The organism is Amycolatopsis halotolerans (assembly GCF_042647905.1).
Classification (GTDB): Bacteria; Actinomycetota; Actinomycetes; order Mycobacteriales; family Pseudonocardiaceae; genus Amycolatopsis; species Amycolatopsis halotolerans.
Genome location: NZ_JBHRWI010000029.1, coordinates 105232 through 125759, shown reverse-complemented (window position 1 = coordinate 125759; position 20528 = coordinate 105232). Strand labels below are relative to the sequence as shown.

The following is a 20528-nucleotide window of genomic DNA, read 5'->3' as shown; positions in this document are numbered from 1 at the left end:
GGGACGCGCCCGGATTCACCCACGGGAAAGCGGACGCAGCAATGCCTCGGAACGTTGCTTGCGTCGGCGAACTATCAGCACAATGGCCGCAGCAAGAACGATTCCGAAGAGGTTGACCAGCAGCTGCAGCACCGAAAAACCGGCCCGGTCCCACCGCCCCGCGACGGCCGCGACCATCGCGTAACCGGCCGCGGGAACAGTCGTCACCGAAATGAACACGCCGACCAGCGCGGCCGATTTCGCCGACGTCATCGCGAGCATTCCGGCCGCCCCGGCGAGCAATGCCACCACGAACGACGCGGGCCCGACCTGGTACACGAAATCGACCTGGTGGTTGTTGACGATCGCGTGCGGGTCGAAGAGCCCGGCCGTGCTGCCGAGCAGGACGCCGAGCAGCGTGATCGCCATGGAGACCGGGAATCCGACCGCCAGCGCCACCCCGGCCCGGCGCACCAGGTCCCAGCGGCTCAGCACCACGCCGACCGCGATCGCGGCGAGCGGGCCGAACTCGGGCCCGACCACCATCGCGCCGACGATCGTGACCGACGAGTCAGTGAGCACGCCGACCGCGGCGAGCAGGCACGCGATGGCGAGAAACGCCTGGAACGTGGCGTTCCACCGCGATTCCTCGCCGGTGCGGCCGAGCAGCTCCTGCCACACGACCGCGTCCGCGCCTTCGCCGGGAGCGGCTTCCTCGGCCGCGTCGGCGGCATCGGAAAGCGCCGTGTCCAGCGATTCCAGGGTGATGCCGCCGCTGCGGTCGAGACCGAGCGCGCACAGTGCGTCGACGATGTCGTCGGCCGCTTCCCGCGCGATGTCCGCCTCGATGAGGTCGCCCTCGGGCGAGACGGACGCCCCGCGGTGCACGATCAGGTGCGCCGCGCCCGGGTGGGTGCGCAGCAGCTCCAGCGTCTCGTCAGTGCGCTCCGGCGGGCAGATCGCCCTGAGGTGCAGCACTAGCCCACCCCGCCCCGGCAGCCACCTTCGACGGACACGCTGTCCGTGGCCACTACTTCTCCTGTGCGGCAGCCGATTTGTTCTGCGGGACAACCGGTTTCGCGTCGATCCCGGCTTCCTTGCGCTGCTGCGCGGTGATCGGCGCGGGCGCCGCGGTGAGCGGGTCGTAGCCGCCGCCGGTCTTCGGGAACGCGATCACGTCGCGCAGCGAGTCGGCCTTGGCCAGCAGCATCACGATGCGGTCCCAGCCGAACGCGATGCCGCCGTGCGGGGGCGCGCCGAACTGGAACGCTTCGAGCAGGAAGCCGAACTTCTCCTGCGCTTCCTCCTCGCCGAGGCCCATCAGCGCGAACACGCGCTTCTGGACGTCCTCGCGGTGGATACGGATCGAGCCGCCGCCGATCTCGTTGCCGTTGCAGACGAGGTCGTAGGCGTAGGCGAGCGCGTTGCCCGGGTCCTGCTCGAACTTGTCGATCCACTCCGGGGTCGGCGAGGTGAACGCGTGGTGCACGGCGGTCCACTTGCCGGAGCCGACCGCGACGTCGTCGCCGATGTCCTCGACCGGCGCGAACAGCGGCGCGTCCACGACCCACACGAACGACCAGGCGTCCTCGTCGATCAGGCCGAGCTTGCGGCCGATCTCGTCGCGCGCGGCGCCGAGCAGCGGCTGCGCGGCGGAAATCTTGCCCGCGGCGAAGAAGACGCAGTCGCCGGGCTTCGCGCCGGCGGCTTCCGCGACGTTCGCGCGCTCGGTCTCGGAAAGGTTCTTCGCGACCGGGCCGCCGAGCGTGCCGTCCTCGTTGACCAGGACGTACGCCAGGCCCTTCGCGCCGCGCTGCTTCGCCCACTCCTGCCAGGCGTCGAGCTGACGGCGCGGCTGCGAGGCCCCGCCCGCCATGACGACCGCGCCCACGTAGGGGGCCTGGAACACGCGGAACGGCGTGTCGGCGAAGAAGTCGGTGAGTTCGGTGATCTCGAGGTCGAAGCGCAGGTCCGGCTTGTCGGAGCCGTACTTGGCCATCGACTCGCGGTAGGTGATCCGCGGGATCGGGGTGGCGATCTCGTGGCCGATCAGCTTCCAGAGCGACTTCACGATGGCCTCGCCGACCGCGATGACGTCGTCCTGCTCGACGAAGCTCATCTCGATGTCGAGCTGGGTGAACTCGGGCTGCCGGTCGGCGCGGAAGTCCTCGTCGCGGTAGCAGCGGGCGATCTGGAAGTAGCGTTCCATGCCGCCGACCATGAGCAGCTGCTTGAACAGCTGCGGCGACTGCGGGAGCGCGTACCAGGAGCCGGGCTTGAGGCGCGCGGGCACGAGGAAGTCGCGGGCGCCTTCCGGGGTGGAGCGGGTCATCGTCGGCGTCTCGATCTCGACGAAGTCCTGCCCGTGCAGCACCTCGCGCGCGACGCGGCTGACCTCGCTGCGCAGCCGGATGGCGGCCGCCGGACCGCTGCGGCGCAGGTCGAGGTAGCGGTACTTGAGCCGGACCTCCTCGCCGACGTCGACCCGGTCGTCGATCGGGAACGGCAGCGGAGCGGCCTCGGACAGCACGACGAGCTCGGTGGCGAGCACCTCGATGTCGCCGGTCGGAATGTCGGGGTTCGCGTTGCCCTCGGGCCGCCGCGACACCTCGCCGACGACCTTCACGCAGAACTCGGAGCGCAGCGCGTGCGCTCGCTCGGCCATCTCGCCCTCGCGGAACACCACCTGCGCGACGCCGCTGGCGTCCCGGAGATCGATGAAGATGACTCCGCCGTGATCGCGCCGCCGCGCCACCCAGCCGGTGAGGGTGACGGTCTGACCGGCCTGCCCGGCACGCAGAGTGCCGGCTTGATGAGTGCGGAGCACTGCGACTGCTCTCCCTAGGTCCACGAGTTCGGGTGCGGCGGCGTGTTCGGTTGTTTGGCCGAGCACGCATTTCGCCGGATACAGAGGCTAACGAACCCGGTGCTGGGGGGCGCGGGCAGGTTTGGGTCGGGGTGGTGGGGCGGGTGGGGTTGGGGTGGTGAGGGGCGGCGGGTCGGGTGGTGGGCGGGCTCGGGCTGGTGGGTGTGGTGGGGCTCGAGTGGCGCGTGGTGACGTGGGCTGGCTCGGACCGCACGGCTGGGACAGCGACTGGTTCAAGCGGCAGACCGGGCAGGCGAAGTGGCTCGGGCGAGCGGCAGAAGTCGGGCCGAAGTGACGGGTGGGCGCGGGTGGTGACGCGAGTTAGCTCGGACCGCACGGCTGGGACAGCGACTGGTTCAAGCGGCAGACCGGGCAGGCGAAGTGGCTCCGGCGGGCGGCAGAAGTCGGGCCGAAGTGGCGGGCGGGTGCGAGTGGTGACGCGAGTTAGCTCGGGCCGCCGGGCAGGCGCGGCGGCTGGTTCAGGGGCGGTGCGAACGCCCCGGAGCTGAGGTGGTGGCAGGTTCGGTCAGCCTGTCTCATTGCATGGATCGCAGTGCGGAATCCGGGTTGCCCGCGTCCCGTGCCGCGGGCAGACTCGCCGCCCCAAGCCGCGGTCGCCCCGAACGGCATTCGCACGGCTTCCGGCTTCCGGCGCAGTCCGCACTGCCTCGAGCGGCCCAGGCTGGGCAGACTCGAGCCGCCAGTCCAGCAAGTCACAAGAGCCGCAACTGCTCAGCCTCCCCCGCTCGCTGCTCCGGTACCGCAGTCTCGGTCTCCTCCGGCGGAGCCGCTTCCGTCCTGGTCTCCGAATGCGCCCGAGGTGCCCGCGGATCCAACCCATGCCGCCGCAGCAAGGGGCCGACCACCGTGGCCAGGCGTTCCCGGTAGCCGCGGTCGGCGTAGCTTCCTCGGGCGTACAGGCGGCGGTATCGCGGGGCCAGCTCGGGGTACTCCCGTTTCAGCCACTCCGCGAACCACTCCCGGGCGCCTGGTCGCAGGTGCAGCGGCAGCACCGTCACTCTGGTCGCCCCAGCCTCGGCCAGTTGGGCGAAAAGCGGGTCTAGAGCCTCGGGGGAATCCGTCAGGTACGGCAGCACCGGCGCGACCATTACTGAGCACGGCAGCCCGGCCGCCGCAGCCTTGCGGATTAGGTCCAGGCGGGCGCGCGGGGTCGGGGTGCCGGGTTCGAGACGACGTTGCAGGTCGCCGTCCAGCAGGGCTAGTGACACTGCCAGGTGGACTGGGACGTCCTTGCTCACCGACTCCAGCAGAGGCAGGTCTCGGCTCAGCATGGTGCCCTTGGTGAGGATCGACAGCGGCGTGCCGGAGTCGGCGAGTGCGCGGATGATCCCGGGCATCAACCGATACCGGCCTTCGACGCGTTGGTACGGGTCGGTGTTCGTGCCCATCGCGACCGGTTCTCGTTGCCAGCTCGGGCGTTTCAGCTGCGCGGTCAGCACTTCCGGGGCGTTGATCTTGACCACGACTTGCGTATCGAAATCCCGGCCGGCGTCGAAGTCCAGGTAGGTGTGGGTGTTCCGGGCGAAGCAGTTGTGCGACACCATCCCGTCGGCGATGAAATCGCTGGTGCCCGTGGTGATGTCGAACAGCGGCAGCTCCAGCCCCAGCGGCGAGACGCTCGTGACCGTGCGCCGGACGCCGCCGATGACGGTGCCGTCCAGGGAGCGTTTCCATTCAACCGCTGGGTCGACCAGGTGCAGGAATCGCAGCACCTCGCCGGTGCCGCCGGTGAGCCGCGCTTGGCGGCGGCCGGGATGCTGACGGTGGCCGACGGTGTCGTAGCTGAACGAAAAACGGTCCAGCGCGGCGAACAGCATGTCCACGACTTCGTTCTCGTCGTGCGCGATGGAAAGCGTGCCGCGCCGGTAGCCGCCCGCGAGATCGAACAGTCCGGCCAGGAATCCGCGCGCCCAGTGGGCGTCCGGCTCTCGCGGGATTCGCATGAAGCCCACTGACGAGCCGAAATCGGGCAGGTACGCCAGCGCTCGCGTGGCGGCGTCCGATTCCGCCGCGAAACCGCCTGAGCGGAGCATTCCGCACAGGTAACCGGCGCGGTAGCCGAGTGTGTCGTCCAGCGTGCGGGCGAACCGGCCGGCACCGACCAGTTCCGTGCCGGGTTCCAGGTGCGGCCGTTGCGCGGTGCCGAGTTTGCTGCCGGTGACGTACTTCCAGCCGCGCGCGCTGAGGAACCGGTGGTCCGGTCCGGCGACGATCCGCGTGCCGTCGTCGAGCGTGACGCGGTACGCCGGGCGCACTGTGGTCCAGTGCGCGAGCACCTCGGTGGGCACGAGCCTGCGCGCGACGCCGTGGCCGCGCGTGCCCATGATCCGGTCGCCCACGCGCAGGTCGGCGATCGGCTTCGAGCGGCCGTCGGCCATCAAAACCGGCGTGTCGCCTTCGAGGCAGTACGTGCACGCGTGCGAACACCCGCGATACGGATTGACCGACCACCGGAACGGCACGGCGGACGACTCGGGCACCCGGTTCAGCACGGACCGGGCGCGCACCTCGTGAAAGGTGACGCCGCCGAACTCCGGCGCCCGCACCGAGCGCACCACATCCCCGAAGGCACTGAGACCGGGGAGTGCCGGCTCCTCCTTCCCCGCTCGCAACTGTTCCCAACGCACCCCAACAGTCGAACACATGTTCTAAAGCCGTGTCAAACATATGTTCGAACACCCCTCGAACGAGCGAGGCGGAAGCTCAGCCGGAGAACCGCTCCAAGGCACGGATCTTGTTCGTCGCGTCGAGCGCCGCCACCTTGTACGCCTCGGACAGCGTCGGGTAGTTGAACACCGCGTCCACCAGGTAATCCACCGTCCCGCCGCAGCCCATCACCGCCTGTCCGATGTGCACGAGATCAGTCGCGCCGGTGCCGAATACGTGCACTCCCAGCAATTTCCGGTCCGCCGTCGACACGAGCAGCTTCAACATCCCATAGCTGTCCCCGGAAATCTGGCCGCGAGCGAGCTCCCGGTAGCGCGCGATACCGACCTCGTACGGCACCGAGGACGACGTCAGCTGTGCCTCGGTCGCACCCACGTACGAGATCTCCGGGATCGTGTAGATCCCGATCGGCTGCAACGCGCCGATGTCGTTCGCCGGTTCGCCGAACGCGTGGTACGCGGCAAGACGGCCCTGATCCATCGAGGTCGCCGCCAAAGCCGGGAATCCGATCACGTCGCCGACCGCGTACACGTGCTCGACCGACGTCCGGTAGTGCTCGTCGACCTCCAGCCTGCCGCGCTTGTCCGCGCTGAGGCCCGCGTTCTCCAGCGTCAGCGCGCCGGTCATGCCCTGCCGCCCGGCCGAGTACATCACCGCGTCCGCCGGGATCCGCTTGCCGCTGACCAGCGTCGTCACCGTGGCGTCGTCGGAGACCGCGACGTTCGCGACCTTCTCCCCGAACCGGAACGTGACGCCGAGGTCGCGCAGCTGGAACTTCAGCGATTCCACGATCTCCGGATCGCAGAAGTCGAGCATCTGGTCGCGCTGCTCGACCACGGTCACCCGCGAGCCGAGCGCGGCGAACATCGACGCGTACTCGATCCCGATCACCCCGGCGCCCACCACGACCAGCGACGACGGGATCGTCTCCATCGCCAGGACCTCGTCCGAGTCGAGCACGCGCGCGGCGTCGAAGTCGACGTGGTCCGGGCGCGCGGGACGGGTGCCGGTCGCGATGACGACGTAGTCGCCGGTGATCGTGCGCCGGTCGCCGCGGTGCTTGCCGTCGACCAGGACGGTGTGCGGATCGGCGAACGAGCCGATGCCGCCGATGAGATCGACGTGGTTGCGCAGCAGCTGCGCGCGCACCACCTGGACCTCCCGCCCGATGACGTGCTGCGTGCGCGCCATCAGGTCCGCGATGGTGATGTCCTGTTTCACCCGGTAGCTCGCGCCGTACAGCTCGCGCTGGTTCATCCCGGTCAGGTACAGCACGGCTTCGCGCAGCGTCTTGGACGGGATGGTGCCCGTGTTGACGCACACGCCGCCGACCATGTCGTGCCGGTCGACGACGGCGACTTTCTTCCCCAGTTTCGCCGCCGCGATGGCGGCTTTCTGCCCTCCCGGGCCCGAGCCGATGACGATGAGGTCGTACTCGTATTCGCTCACGGCCCCGAGCCTGCGCACTCGCGGCGGTCCGCGCAAGTCCTCACGACCGGGTCGTCACCGGCTCGTCAGCAACAATTCGGCTGGTCAGGACCGCAAGGCGCCCCGGCGGCGGTGCAGATCGGCGACCGACCCGAGCGCGGCGTCGAGTTCCTCGCGCAGCAAAGCGGCCTGTTGCGCGGCGACGTCCTCCCCCAGCAACTCGGCGGCCCGCCCCTCCTCCAGCAACGCCAGGGCGTCCCACGGCGACGACGCCAGCTGTCCGCTCAGGACACCCGCATCAGGCGGCGACAGCTGTTCGGCCAGACCAGCCGTACCCGCGGCGATCAGCGCGGCGACGACGAGGTGTGGCTGGGCGTCCGCTCCCGCGAAGCGGAACTCCAGCCGCGGCGCGGATGACGTCCCGCACAGCCGGATCGACGCTGTCCGGTCATCCAGTCCCCAGCGCAGTTCGCGCGGCGAGAACGGAGCGGTGCGGAGCCGGACGTAGCTGTTCCAGGTCGGAGCCCACACCGCGGACAACGCTCGCGCGTCCCGGAGCACTCCGGCCAGAAATGCTCCCAGCGCGAAGGGAAACCCGACTGGCCCGGCTGAAGTGGACAGTGACAGATGGACGTGACAGGAGTTCCCCTGGCCCGCTTCCGGCGCAGCCAGATAGTCGGCTTGCGCACCGTGCTCGGCGGCCACCCGCCGGGTCGCCATCTGCAGCAGCAACGCGTCATCGCAGGCCGCGAGCGCGTCCCGATGCCGCAGGACGACCTCGTACTGCCCCGGATGACACTCCGCCCGCGCCGATTCCACGCCCAGACCGGCCGTCGCGGAACGCAGATCAGCCAGCAGCGGCGCGAGGCGTTCGGTGCCGCCGACGGCGTAGTCCACGCCATGCGCGGTGAGCGGATCCCCTTCCAGGTCCCGGAAAACCACCTCGTGCTCGATCCCGATCGACGGAACCAGCCCGTGCTCCTCCAGCCTCGCCAGCTGCCTCCGCAACACCGTCCGCAGCGCGAGCCCAGCCGGTTCTCCGGACGGGAAGTCCGCGTCCCCGACCACCGCCCACGTCTGATCGCCGAGCGGGAACGCCGTCGCCGCGTCGAGCCGCACACGCAGGTCGCCGAACCCGCCGAGATACGGCTTCAGCGGGCCGATCTCCGGCAGCGGCTCGCGCTCCGGCGTCCAGGCGAAGATGTAACTGCACACGCCGTATCCGCTGTCCAGCACCTCGGCGGCGAACGGCGCGGCCAGCTCGACCGCCGCGAACCGCGCGTGCGGATCGGGCACCAGCAGCACCAGCCGAGCGCCGTCCTCGGCAAGCACTCGACGCAGCACCTCAGCCGCCGCCGAGCCCGCTTCGGCGCGCACGGCCAGCGACCTCGACCCGACCGGACGGTCGAACGGGCTCACCAGGCACCGTCCGGATCGGGCGCGTGCAACGGGTTCGGCACGCGACCCCAGCGGACGTCGAACTCGTCGTCGCGCTCGACCTTGTCGAAACCCTGTCCGGCGAGGTGCTCACGGTTGAGCGTGACGCGCTCGACGTCCGGCGCGAACAGCCGGCAGGCGTCGAATCGCTCGGCTACCTCAGGGTTTTCGTCGCGATAGCGGCCGACTACCTCCCGTACCAACGCCCAGAAGTCGCCCCGAGCCAGCCCGAGATCGTCCAGCAGCAGCTCCGCCCAAAACCGCAGCTGGCCGGAGAAAACCGAGCTGAACAACGATTGGGCGAGCAGATGCGCGGGCCAGCGCAGCATGTCGGCATCGGCGTCCGGGGGAAGGTCCGCGTAGCAGGGAAGTTCCTCGTCCAGCAGGTCGACACCCTGCGCGAAGTCCTTGATCGCGACCCGCAGCGGGCGGCCGTCCGTGTCCACCACCAGCACGAGATTCTGGCCGTGCGGGCAGAATCCGACGCCGTACTGGAGCAGCCAGTGCAGCAACGGCGTGAGCAGCAGGTCGAACAGCCGCGACAGCCACACCGCCGCACCGTCGCCGGACTGCGTGATCAGCCTGGTCAGCACGGTCTCGCCGGCGGCATCGCGGTACGGCAGCGCGGCGAAGGAGATCGCCTGCTCCCCCTCGTCGAGCCGGGCGACGAGCGGCTCCCGCCACAGCGCACCGAGCGTCTCGTGGAACCGGTACGGCAGCTCCTCCAGCGACCCGAACAGCGGGTGCTGCACCGAAACGCTTGCCACCTCGCCGAGCAATTCGAAGCGGTACTTCTCGGACAGCAGCGGATCGGCCGCGTCGATCCCGCGCAGCCATTCGGTGACCGACGGCCCCGCGAGCGTCGCGGCGGAGTTCAGGCCGCGGTAGACGAGCGTATTTCGTACGGACACCGCGGTTTTCACGTCACGGCGGTCGGGCCGCGAACGGTTGGCCAAGGTCCGCACGGTCTGATGTGGACGGTAGACGTCGCCGCTCTCCCCCAGCTCGGCCATCCGGCCGGTCGCCAGCTCGGCCGCGTAAAGCGTGCCGATGATTTCGTCGGCCTGCCAAGGATGCACCGGCACCCAGACGTAGTCGGCGGGAGCGCCGAGACGCGCCGTGCGGGCGGTGAACTCGGTGCGGGTCGACTCGTCCAACTCCTCGCGCAGCAAGGTTTCCGCGTCGAGTCCGGCGACGCTGCGGAACTGCGCCAGATCGCGATGCACGGCGTACCAACGCAACCGGATGTCGGCACCGGACTCCGGCGCGTAACGCGCGCGGTCGCGGGCGGAGAAGCCGACGCGGCCCTTGTTGAGCACCAGCCGGGGGTGACCGGTGAGGTGGCCGTCGGCGAGGTTGTAGTCCATCGTGGACAGTGCGGCGGCGGTCGGTGCGCGGAGCAGCCGGGTCGCCTCGTTGGCGACCGTCGAGGTCAGCTCGGCGAGGACGTCAGCAAGCCGGAGGCCGGTGAGCCCGAGCCGTTCCCGCGCGTCGACGATCAACGTGCGCGGGTCGTCCGCCGGGGCTTCCGCACCGCGAGCGACCCGGATTGCGCTGCCGGGCAACACTGTCCACGATTCGAACGCGCCTCGGCGTGCCTCGAAGCGGTACGAAACATCGCCGGGCAGGTCGAGCTGCCAGCTGCGATGCCCGACCCGCGTCGGTTCGCCGGGCACCGGCACCAGCATCGCTTCGTAAGACAGCTCGCCGAGCATCTTATGCGTGACGAGCGAGCCCGCGGCCCGCCAAGCGGCGTCGTCGGTCAGGGTCACTGGTCCTCCGTCTGGTCGAGGCCGAACGTGGTGAACGCCGTCCGTTCGGGCAGGTCGTACACCGGTTTTCCGCATATCGCGTTGAGAATCGCCGCGGCTCGCCACGCGCCGAGCCCGAGATCCGGCGCGCCGGGGCCGTGCGTGTGCCGTTCCGCGTTCTGCACGAACAACGGTCCCGGCACGTCGAGTTCGACGCGATAGTCGGCACCGATCACGAGCCGTCCTTGCGCGTCGCGGCGAACCGCTTCGCCTAGCCCCTGCAGTAGCGGCCCGGTCGGTGTTTCCGCGTAGCCGGTGGCAGCTACCACAGCGGCCGTCCGATGCACAGCGGTCGTCCCTTGCTGGGCATGCCGCAGCCCTAGCTCGATCCCGTCGCCGACGCTCGCGGACACCACCTCGACGCCCGGCGTCAGCACCGCGCCCGGCCAGCCGCCGCCGATGCTCCGCCGGTACAGCTCGTCGTGGATCTCCGCCATCGTCTCGGCGTCGATCCCTTGGTACAGCTGCCATTGTGTCGGAAGAAGCTTGTCGCGGGCCGCTTCGGGAAGGCCGTGGAAGTACGCCGTGTAGTCCGGGGTGAACTGCTCCAGGCCGAGCTTCGAGTACTCCATCGGCGCGAAGGCAGTCGTGCGCGCGAGCCAGCGCAGACCGTCCATAGTGGACCGCGAGCGCAGCAGATCGAGAAACACCTCCGCTCCTGATTGCCCCGAACCGACGACCGTCACCGAATCCGCGGCGATCAGCTCAGACCGGCGCGTGAGGTAGTCAGCGGAATGCGCAGCAAGGACATCCGGCGCGGATACCAAGGGCTGCAACGGTTCTGGCACGCTCGGCTGCGTTCCGACGCCGAGCACGACGGCCGCCGCCAACACCGGATCCGCCCCAGAGACGGTCAGCTCGAACGCCTCTTCGCTGTCGATCCAGCGCAGCCCGGTGACCTCGTGCCCGAACCGGCACGACGGCAGCCGGGACGCCGTCCAGCGCGCGTAATCGTCGTACTCGGCGCGCGGCAGATGGAACCGCTCGGCGAAGTAGAACGGCAGCAACCGGCCGCGTTCCCGCAGGTAGTTGAGGAAGGAATGGCGACTGGTCGGGTCGACGAGCGTCACCAGATCGGCGAGGAACGGCACCTGCAGCGTCGCGCCGTCCAGGAGCAGCCCGGGGTGCCAGCGGAACTCGGGGCGCGCGTCGAACAGCACGACCTCCAGCTGGTCGAGCGGATCCGCCAGCGCGGCCAGCGACAGGTTGAACGGCCCGATCCCGACCCCGGCGACGTCGTAGCGCCTCACGACGCGACCGGGCTTTCCCGCGAGACGTTCATGCGCGGGTCCGCAGCGACGGTGGCCACAGCGTCGAGCAGCGCCCGGTAGTCGGCCGGTTCGGTGTGCGGATGCAGGAGAGTGAGCTTGAGCCACAGCTGCGAAGCACCGTCCGGACCAGTCGGCAACGCGCCACGACCGATCACCGCGATGCCGTCTTCCAGCAACGTCCGGCGCACCTGCGCGACCAAGTCGTCCCCGGTCAACCCAGGCAATTCGTCCGCCACCACCGGGCGGAAGACCACTGTGGACAGTTCAGGCGCACCCCACGACCGCAACGCCGGATGGCCCTCGACCATCGCGTGCACTCCGGAAGCGTTGGCACAGCAGCGTTCCACGAGCGCACCGATCCCGGACGTGCCGAGCGCGCGCAGCGTGACCGCCATCCGGAACGCGTCCGGACGCCGGGACGTGCGCAGCGAACGACCGAGCAAATCGGGCAGTCCGGCTTCAGTGTCGTCGTCGGCGTTGAGGTATTCGGCGCGGACGGTAAGCGCCTGCAGATCAGCCTCCCCGCGCGCGCAGAACACCCCGGCCGCGACCGGTTGCCAGCCGAATTTGTGCAGGTCAAGCGCGACCGAATCGGCCAGCTCCAGACCTGCGACGCGGGAGCGAAGGGTTTCGCTGCAGAGCGCAAGACCGCCGTACGCCGCGTCGACGTGCAGCCGCGCTCCAGTCCGGCGGCAGATCTCGGCGATCTCCGGCAACGGGTCGATCCGCCCGGTGTTCGTGGTGCCAGCGGTCGCGACGACCACGGCCTGCGCACCGAGCGGTGCCAACGCCTCGGCCAGCGCGGACGGGACCATCCGGTCGTCCACGCACGGCACCACAACCGGCGCGGGCAGTCCCAGCAGCCACGCCGCGCGGGCGACGCTGTGGTGCGAATTAGCGCCGCAAACCGGTCGCGTGACACCGGATTCGCGAGCGAGCAGGAGACCGAGGAGGTTGGATTCGGTGCCGCCGGAGGTGACGACGGCGTCCGGGCGGGCGGCGTCCGGGTAGCAGAGCCGGGCGAGGCCGGTGGTGAACTCGCGCTCGATCTCGCTGGCGACCGGGGCCTGGTCCCAGGAGTCCATGGACGGGTTCAGCGCGGAGGCGACGACGTCAGCGGCGACGGAAACCGCCAGCGGCGGGCAGTGCAGGTGCGCGGCGCACGCCGGGTCGGCGGGGTCGGCGGATCCGGCGGCCAGCAGGGCGGAAAGCTCTTCCAGCGCTTGTTCGGCCCCCACTCCATGACGCGCGAGCCCAGAGGATTGACCACGGGCGAGCGTCGCCGCCACCGCGGCCGGGCCACCGGCCGGGACCGGCCCGCCGCGTTCCGCCGTGCCCGCCGCCATCCCGCGCAACGCCGCGGGAAGCAGTCGGGCCAACCGGTCCGCGCCGCCGGACCCCCCGGCGAGCCACTCCGCCGAAGCGACGCCGGACCCGGGCCCGGAGGCCGCCGGCACTGAGGGCGCATCCGCCATGGAACCGCCTTTCTTAGGGTAACCTTGCCTTACCCTGCGCAACAATACGGACACCCACCGACGTCCCGCGACCGGGGCCGCCCCCGTGCCCAGCATGCTGGGCAAACCGCCCCCACGCGTCGCCCATTCGAGGACCCCGCTTCCCCCCGAACGCCGCAGCACACCAGGGCCCGCCCAGCCCCCATTCACCGCACAAAAACGGCCAGCGCCCCCGCGAAGGAGCACCGGCCGCTACCTAAGATTTCAGCGCTTCAGACCAGCCCGAAACAACCGCCGACTTGAGTCAAGAGCGATTCCAACTGGACCGAAACGCGGGATCGCGTCGGCGTGTCGAGGAGCAGCGTGCACGGCCCCCCGGGCCGGGCGCGCTGCTCCTCGACACGCCGACTTAAAGGCGATCCCGCCGCGACGGCGAAGCCGGCGCCATTAAACACAGTTCCCGCACGCGACTACGAAGCCGGTGTCATCAAAGCCCTATGAATCCACTCAACCTGCGTACGCATCAGGTTCTCCGCAACCTCCTCAGCCTGCGGAGTCATGTGCGTCGCACCAGCGAGCGGCAAGAATCCGTGCGCACGCCCCTTCGCCAACAGAGCCGACGAGAGCCGAAGCGCATGCGCCGGAAAAACATTGTCGTCAGCCAAACCGTGCACGATCAGCAGCGCCCGCTCAAGCGAACCGGCGCCCGCGATGAGCGAGTTGTGCTCGTAGCTTTCCGGTTCGTCGTCCGGCTTTCCGAGGTAGCGCTCGGTGTAGTGGGTGTCGTACAGCGACCAGTCGGTGACCGGCGCGCCCGCGACCGCCGCGTGGAACACGTCCGGGCGCCGCAGCACGGCGAGCGCGGACAGGTAGCCGCCGTAGGACCAGCCGCGGATCGCGACCCGCTCCAGGTCCAGCTCGGGGTACGTCTCGGCGGCCGCGTGCAGGGCGTCGACCTGGTCGGCCAGCGTGACGTCGGCGAGCTTGCCGGCGATCTCCTTCTCCCACGCCGGTCCGCGGCCGGGCGACCCGCGACCGTCCACGACCAGTACGGCGAAGCCCTGGTCGGCGAGCCACTGCGGGGTCAGGAAAGCGTTGCGGCTCTGGAGAACCCGCTGCGCGTGCGGTCCGCCGTACGGGTCGAGCAGCACCGGGAGCTTGCCCTCGTCCGGCTCGTATCCGCGCGGCAACACCAGAGCTCCGCGCAGCTGGCGCTCGCCGAGCGTCAGCCAGGTCAGGTTCGGCACGATCTCCGGGTCCACAGTGGACGACTCGATCGAACCCACCTCGATGCCGTCCCGCAGCACGGTCACCTTCGGTCCGCTGTGGTCGAGACTCCACGAGGAAAGCACCGTGAGCGCCGCGCTGCCCGAACCGACATGTACACCGTCCGTTGTGGACAGACGACTCACCGTGTCGCCTTCGGTGCGGTACAGGTGGATCTGCGTCGGGTCGGTTTCCGAAGCGGTGAACAGGATTTCTTCGCCGACGTGCAACACCATCCGCAGCTGCATCCCCGGCGGCGTGACCGGCTTGCCGTCCACGAGGAGCCGGTGATCGCCGTCCGCCGCGCTTTCCACCACCAGCTTGCCGTCCGCCGTCCACGCGGGCACGCCCTGGAAGATCTCGACCCAGTGCTCGTCGGTCTCGGTGTGCACCTCGGCGACCGAGCCGTCGGCCGGGTCCAGCGCGAGCACGGTGAGCTGCTTCTGGTCTCGCGGCTGCACGGCCAGCAGCGGCTTGCCGCCCGCCGACCAGTGCACGGTGACCAGGTACTCCCAGTCGCCTTGCGCCACATCGACGCGGTTGCCGTCGAGATCCAGCACGGCCAGCGACACCTCGGCGTTCGGCGAACCAGCCGACGGATAGGCCACGACGTTCGCCGGCTGCTGCGGGTTCGCCGGGTCGCCGATCGTCCAGCGCGGCACCGGCCCGCGGTCCGCGCGCTCCACGATCACGCTGCGCCCGTCCGGCGCCCACCAGTAGCCGCGCGTGCGGTCCATCTCCTCGCCCGCGATGAACTCCGCGAGGCCCCAGGTGACGTCCTCGTCGTCCTCGCCGACGAGCACGCGGTCCTCGCCGGTCGCCAGCTCGATCACGCGAAGCCGACGCTCGCGCACGTACGCGACGTGCGTGCCGGTCGGGTTCGGCCGCGGGTCGATGACGGAACCGTCGACCAGGATGCGCGTCTCGCCGCTCGCGAGGTCGAGCGTGTAGAGCTTCCCCGACAGGGTGAAGGTGACGACGGTGAACGCGTCGTCGACGCCGAAGGCCACCACGCCGCCGCCGGTCTCGCGGGCCCGTTCGCGGCGCGCCCGCTCCTCCGGCGGCAGGTCCTCGTCGCCGGACACCAGCTCGGCGGCGTCGATCAGCTTCGTCTCCTCGCCGGTCGCGAGGTCGAACGACCACAGGCTGTGCCGCGGATCGGTGCCGGTGGCGCTGCGCAGGAACAGCACCCGCGAACCGTCCGGGGCGACCCGGAACTGCTTGGGCGCGCCGAGAGTGAACCGCTGGGTGCGGGCCTGCTGGCGGAGGAACGGAACGTCGTCGAGTGCGAAATCGGTCACGACCAGCACTCTTTCAGATCATCAGCCGGGCACGCCAACACCCTGCAGCGCGGCCCGCTGCTCGTCGACGTCGTAGGCCGGCTCCGGGAACTGCGGGTCCATCTCGGTCAGCGTCTCGACCAGCAGCTCGGCGACCGCCCAGTTCCGGTACCACTTGCGGTCCGCGGGCACGACGTACCAGGGAGCGTGCTCGGTCGACGTGCGCTTCAACACGTCGGCGTACGCCTTCTGGTAGGCAGGCCACTGGCGGCGCGCCTCGATGTCCGACGGGTCGAACTTCCACCGCTTCTCCGGACGGTCCAGCCGCGCGGTGAGCCGGTTGAGCTGTTCCTCCGGCGAGATGTGCAGGAACACCTTCACGATGGCGGTGCCGCTGTCGGTCAGCTCCTTCTCGAACGCGTTGATCTGCGTGTAGCGCTGCCGTCGCTCAGCGGCGGGGAGCTGTCCGAGGACTCGCGGCACCAGGATGTCCTCGTAGTGCGAGCGGTCGAACACGCCGAGATGGCCCGGCGTCGGGAGCTTCTTGCGGATGCGCCACAGGAAATCGTGCTTGCGCTCGGCGGCCGTCGGCTTCTTGAACCCTGCGTACTGCACGCCCATCGGGTTCACCAGGCCGAGCACGTGGCCGACGGTGCCGCCCTTGCCGGACGTGTCCATGCCCTGCAACACCAACAGCACGCTGCGCGCACCGCCGCCGATCCCCTCCGCGTACAGCGCTTCCTGCAACCCGGCGAGCTGTTCCCCCGCGGACTCGAGTTTCTTGCCGCCCTTCGCCTTCTTCTCCGGCCCCACGGGCGACGAAGCCGGGTCCGGCAGCTCGTCGCCCGCCCGGAGCACGTCGCGGACCCGGTTTCCGTTCTCCTGCTTCTTCGCCATCTCGGGACGATAACCGCACCGGCCGCCGATCCCGGGGACTTCTCCGCCGGTGCGGTCGGGTGTCATCCGGTCGAGCGAGCCGCGCAGCGAATCGCCGGGCAGACCCCTCGATTGCGCAACGAACGACGGGGGAAAGCAACGTTTCCCGGCTGAACTCCCCGCGAACGGGCTCTAGCCTGAACGCATGACAGCGTCCGTCCAGCCTGCCGGCACCGCGCGTCCCACCTCCTCCGACGGCTTCATCGCGCTCGACGAGCAATGGAGCACGCACAACTACCATCCGCTGCCGGTCGTGATCGCCGAAGCCGAGGGCGCTTCGGTGACCGACGTCGCCGGCAAGTCCTATCTGGACTTCCTGGCCGGCTACTCCGCGCTCAACTTCGGCCACCGCAACCCCGAGCTGATCGCCGCCGCGACCGAGCAACTGGGCCGCGTCACGCTCACCTCGCGCGCGTTCCACCACGACCAGCTCGGCCTGTTCTGCCGCGAGCTGGCCGAGCTGACCGGCACCGAGACGGTGCTGCCGATGAACTCCGGGGCCGAGGCCGTGGAATCCGCGGTGAAGGTCGCGCGCAAGTGGGCGTACCAGGTCAAGGGCGTTCCGGCGGGCACGGCGGAAATCGTGGTCGCGGCGTCGAACTTCCACGGCCGCACCACCACCATCGTCTCATTCTCCGACGACGAAACCGCGCGCGCCGACTACGGGCCTTTCACGCCGGGCTTCGTCCAGGTGCCGTACGGCGACGCTGAAGCGTTGAAGGCGGCCATGACGCCGCGCACCGCAGCCGTGCTGATGGAGCCGATCCAGGGCGAGGCAGGCGTCGTCGTGCCGCCTGAAGGGTTCTTCGCCGCAGTACGACGGCTGTGCGACGAGAACAACGTGCTGATGATCGCCGACGAGATCCAGTCCGGTCTCGCACGCACCGGCACCGTGCTGGCGCTGGAGCACGAAGGCGTCCGCGCGGACCTGTGCACGCTGGGCAAGGCCCTCGGCGGCGGCATCGTCCCGGTGTCCGCAGTGGTCGGCAGCCGTGCCGTGCTGGGTGTGCTGAAGCCGGGCGAACACGGCTCGACCTTCGGCGGCAACCCGCTGGCTTGTGCCGTCGGCCGCGCCGTGGTGCGGATGCTGCAGACCGGCGAGTACCAGAAGCGGTCCACCGAGCTTGGCGCACACCTGCACGAGCGGCTGGCGAAGCTGGTCGGCGACGGCGTTTCGGAGGTGCGCGGACGCGGCCTGTGGGCGGGCGTCGACATCGCGCCGGACGGTCCGTCCGGGCGCGCGGCATCCGAGGCGTTGGCCGGGTTGGGCGTGCTGTGCAAGGAAACGCACGACCGCACGCTGCGCGTCGCGCCGCCGCTGGTGATCACCGAGGCCGAACTGGACCGCGGCATCGACGCGATCGCTCAGGTCGTGCGCGGCTGACTTGCCCGGTGACCGCCGTTTTCCGGGCGGCGGTCACCGGGTGGGCATCACCGCGACTGTCGACCCGTCCGGCGAGGCGGTCACGTCGATGCCGCGGCCGTACTCGTCCCGGACGGACGTGCTGAGGCTCCACGTGCCGTCGTTCTCCCGCAGCGCCACCGAAACCTTGTCGCGCGGGAAGCCGGGCATGCGCTCGTCCACCTTCGCGAGAATCGCGGGCAGCGCCTTCGGCGACAGGTCCGACAACGCGAACAGCGGCGCGCCCGGATCCGGCTGGATCGGCGAGGGCCGGTGCTCGACGAGACGTCCGCGATGCCAGTCGTAGTCGTCCGAAGTGCCCGAGCCAGGGCCGGGTACCTGGAACTCGACGTGGTCGGTACGGATGATCGCTTCGTACGCTTGCGGACGGCCGCTCGACTTGGTCAGCAGTGCGGCGACCTCCCGGAAACCGTTCTCGGTGAACGCATCCGCGGTGAGCGCCGGGACGCCCTTCGCGTCCGCGACCAGCTCGCGGTTGCTGTCCTTGCCCGACCGGACGGTCATCGTGATCCCGACGTCCTCGCGGCTGATGCGCACGCGCGCGTCCGCCGGGTCTCCCCCGAACCTCGCGACGAGGCCGGGTATCGCGGCGAAATTGACCTCGCTCGCGGCGAATTGCTTCTCCCGCGCGCTGGTGCTGCTGGAGTCGCGTTTGACCGTACCGCCGCGATAGCTGAGATACGCACCGGGAATTGTGGCGCGCACCTGGTCCGATTCCACTGTCAGGTCCTCGAAACGCTCGCTCTCGGCGGACAGTTTCGCCACGGCAGTACGCAAATCGTCCGCAGTGAACAGGTCCGGCGGGGAGAGCAGCTGGCCGAGGACGTCGTCGCGGATCGGCACCAGCAACGCCGACGCGATGACGAGCGTGCTCACTGCTGTCATCGCCAGCCGTCCGGCAGCATTCCCTAACCGCGCTTCAGGTTCCGGCGTCCGGTCCGCGCCGATGACGCCGACCTGCCACGGCCGGTCAGTCCACTCTCGCGGCGGGTCGGCGTCCACCACGACGACACCGGGATACCGCGGACTGTGCTTGACCACGACGACCGTGCCCGGCTGATACGCGACGGAACGGAGCGGATGGATCAGCTCCCGGGCGGGCGCCCGATACGCGGTCTCATTCGGCGGCGCGACGACGAGCTTCAGTTCGGTGACGTAGGCGTCGTTGATCCGCGTCCCGGTCGTTTTCAGGTGCTCGATCTTGGCGAGCGCGCGGTCGCCGTGCTGCTGGACGAAACGCATGCCCTGCGGAGAGGCGGTCCCGCGCAGCGAGCGGGCGCTGCTGCCGAGCGTCAGCACCAGGATGGTGAGCCCGAGACCGATCGATGCGGCCGCGAGGTACCAGCCGTAGCCGAGGACGAACCCGCCGACGATGCCCGCGATCGCGAGCCCGAGCGGCAGCGCGTACACCAGCCGCAGGAACCGGATCAGCCGGATCGCCGGAGACCGCCGCGGTTCTGGTGAATTGAGCACAATTGGTGTGTTTACTGCACTCCGCGCGAAGCCACCAGACGGGGTGCCCATTCAGGCCGACGTCACCTCGACGCCGCTCAGCCCGGTGTTGTCCTGCTGCTGCCCGTCGCCGCCCGGCACCGTGGGGATGTCGCCGGTGCTGAGGCCGGACAGATAAAGCCCGGCCTCGGCACCGGCTTCCGCGGACTGCCGCTTGCGGCGCGCGGTCTCGATCCTCGTCACCACGACCTCGCGGGCGCCGCCGGGCAGCTGAACCACCGCGTTCGCGCCGACCTGGACGGTGCCGTCGACGACCGTGCCGGTGACCACGACTCCGCGCGTCGGGATCTGGTAGATCTCGGAGATCCGGAACCGGAACGGGCCGGACGGAGTTTCAGCCGGACGGCGCGAGAACAGCGACATGGGACAAGCATCGCATCAGGGCGGTTACCCGGCTTTCACCGGCTGGCCGCCGCATGGACCGCCGCGGCCAGCCGGTCGTGCTCCGGATAGGACCAGGTCGCGGAGAACTGCCGCCGCGTGTACCCGAAAGCGATGCCGGTGCGCGGGTCCACGAAGGACTCGGAACCGGCGGATCCGTTGTGCCCGAACGCATTCGCGCTGAGGAACGGGTACCGCAGCCCCTTCGCCTGAAACCCGAGCGCGTACTGGCCCGCGTCGCCGGTCACCAGGTCGCGGCCGGTCGAATGGAGCATGGCGAACTCGCCGAGTGTGCCGGGTTCGAGCAGCGGCGGCCGTCCGTCCAAACCGGACACGGCAGCCGCGTACAACCCGGCCAGCCCGCGCGCGCTGCCGACCCCACCAGCGGAAACCTGGCCCAGCGCCCGCACCCGGCGAGTGTTGACGAACGCCACCTGATCGAGCGGCGGCGTCGAGTCGAGCCCGTAGCCGATGCCGCCCAGGCTGTGCGGTCCCGGAACGTACGGCTGGAACGCCGCCAGTTCCTCCGCACTCGCCTCCCCCGCCAGCACCTCGCGGTACCGGTGCTCTTCCCGCTCAGGCAGCCCGAGGTACAAGTCGAGTCCGTACGGCTCGCGCACCCTCTCCTCGAAGTGCTCCTGCACCGACCGCCCGGTGACCCGCCGAACGACCTCGGCAACAATCGAGAACCCGGCGAATCCGCTGTAACCGTACGCAGATCCCGGCCGCCAGAACGGCCGCTGCCCAGCCAACCTTCGAGCAATCACCCGATCGTCCGCAAGCTCCTCAGCTGAGA

General features: G+C 69.9%; 14 protein-coding genes. 1 reads left to right on the top strand and 13 read right to left on the bottom strand.

The window, feature by feature from the left end; all coding sequences use genetic code 11:
* Positions 1-15 precede the first annotated feature (15 nt).
* From ACFORO_RS25090 to ACFORO_RS25045, 10 genes are all read right to left on the bottom strand, one after another.
* Positions 16-957, bottom strand: a complete 942-nt coding sequence (locus tag ACFORO_RS25090) for a DUF389 domain-containing protein (protein ID WP_377868163.1) — start codon at positions 955-957, stop codon at positions 16-18.
* A 52-nt stretch (positions 958-1009) separates the two neighbouring features.
* Positions 1010-2806 (bottom strand): aspartate--tRNA ligase, encoded by a 1797-nt coding sequence (aspS, locus tag ACFORO_RS25085; protein ID WP_377868162.1) that lies wholly within the window; start codon positions 2804-2806, stop codon positions 1010-1012.
* 752 nt (positions 2807-3558) lie between these two features.
* A complete protein-coding gene (locus tag ACFORO_RS25080; protein WP_377868161.1) occupies positions 3559-5511 on the bottom strand; it encodes an intein-containing Rv2578c family radical SAM protein in 1953 nt (650 codons plus the stop codon).
* 58 nt (positions 5512-5569) lie between these two features.
* Complete coding sequence (sthA, locus tag ACFORO_RS25075; RefSeq protein WP_377868160.1) at positions 5570-6982, bottom strand: Si-specific NAD(P)(+) transhydrogenase; 1413 nt, start codon at positions 6980-6982, stop codon at positions 5570-5572.
* Between the two features lie 84 nt (positions 6983-7066).
* Positions 7067-8380, bottom strand: coding sequence for a glutamine synthetase (locus ACFORO_RS25070; protein ID WP_377868159.1), 1314 nt, complete (start codon positions 8378-8380; stop codon positions 7067-7069).
* Positions 8377-10170 carry an IucA/IucC family protein gene (locus ACFORO_RS25065; protein ID WP_377868158.1) on the bottom strand — a complete coding sequence of 598 codons (1794 nt, stop codon included), beginning with the start codon at positions 10168-10170 and terminating at the stop codon, positions 8377-8379. The genes ACFORO_RS25070 and ACFORO_RS25065 overlap by 4 nt, the downstream gene beginning before the upstream one ends.
* Positions 10167-11459, bottom strand: coding sequence for a lysine N(6)-hydroxylase/L-ornithine N(5)-oxygenase family protein (locus ACFORO_RS25060; RefSeq protein WP_377868157.1), 1293 nt, complete (start codon positions 11457-11459; stop codon positions 10167-10169). Before ACFORO_RS25060 ends, ACFORO_RS25065 begins: the two co-directional genes overlap by 4 nt.
* Positions 11456-12955, bottom strand: coding sequence for a pyridoxal phosphate-dependent decarboxylase family protein (locus ACFORO_RS25055; RefSeq protein WP_377868156.1), 1500 nt, complete (start codon positions 12953-12955; stop codon positions 11456-11458). The genes ACFORO_RS25060 and ACFORO_RS25055 overlap by 4 nt, the downstream gene beginning before the upstream one ends.
* A gap of 449 nt (positions 12956-13404) precedes the next feature.
* The gene (locus tag ACFORO_RS25050) at positions 13405-15501 is read right to left on the bottom strand and encodes a S9 family peptidase (protein WP_377868155.1); all 2097 of its coding nucleotides are present in this window, start codon (positions 15499-15501) and stop codon (positions 13405-13407) included.
* Positions 15502-15522: 21 nt separating this feature from the next.
* Complete coding sequence (locus tag ACFORO_RS25045; RefSeq protein WP_377868154.1) at positions 15523-16377, bottom strand: PPK2 family polyphosphate kinase; 855 nt, start codon at positions 16375-16377, stop codon at positions 15523-15525.
* A 184-nt stretch (positions 16378-16561) separates the two neighbouring features.
* Between ACFORO_RS25045 and rocD the strand changes: the two genes are divergently transcribed.
* On the top strand, positions 16562-17800 hold the full coding sequence (gene rocD, locus ACFORO_RS25040; protein WP_377868153.1) for an ornithine--oxo-acid transaminase: 1239 nt from the start codon (positions 16562-16564) through the stop codon (positions 17798-17800).
* A 33-nt stretch (positions 17801-17833) separates the two neighbouring features.
* On the opposite strand, the gene ACFORO_RS25035 is transcribed toward rocD, so the two are convergent.
* The 3 genes from ACFORO_RS25035 to ACFORO_RS25025 form a co-directional block, all read right to left on the bottom strand.
* Complete coding sequence (locus ACFORO_RS25035; RefSeq protein WP_377868152.1) at positions 17834-19312, bottom strand: hypothetical protein; 1479 nt, start codon at positions 19310-19312, stop codon at positions 17834-17836.
* A gap of 51 nt (positions 19313-19363) precedes the next feature.
* A complete protein-coding gene (locus ACFORO_RS25030; RefSeq protein WP_377868151.1) occupies positions 19364-19714 on the bottom strand; it encodes a hypothetical protein in 351 nt (116 codons plus the stop codon).
* A gap of 35 nt (positions 19715-19749) precedes the next feature.
* Positions 19750-20528 (bottom strand): serine hydrolase domain-containing protein (locus ACFORO_RS25025; RefSeq protein WP_377896636.1); only part of this gene is annotated, 779 nt, incomplete at its 5' end.

What these genes read in the sequence shown, in the direction of transcription:
- ACFORO_RS25080 (WP_377868161.1), bottom strand. Translation starts at nt 5,511, where the DNA reads ATGTGTTCGACTGTTGGGGTGCGTTGGGAACAGTTGCGAGCGGGGAAG.
- ACFORO_RS25055 (WP_377868156.1), bottom strand. Translation starts at nt 12,955, where the DNA reads ATGGCGGATGCGCCCTCAGTGCCGGCGGCCTCCGGGCCCGGGTCCGGC.
- ACFORO_RS25045 (WP_377868154.1), bottom strand. Translation starts at nt 16,377, where the DNA reads ATGGCGAAGAAGCAGGAGAACGGAAACCGGGTCCGCGACGTGCTCCGG.
- rocD (WP_377868153.1), top strand. Translation starts at nt 16,562, where the DNA reads ATGACAGCGTCCGTCCAGCCTGCCGGCACCGCGCGTCCCACCTCCTCC.
- ACFORO_RS25030 (WP_377868151.1), bottom strand. Translation starts at nt 19,714, where the DNA reads ATGTCGCTGTTCTCGCGCCGTCCGGCTGAAACTCCGTCCGGCCCGTTC.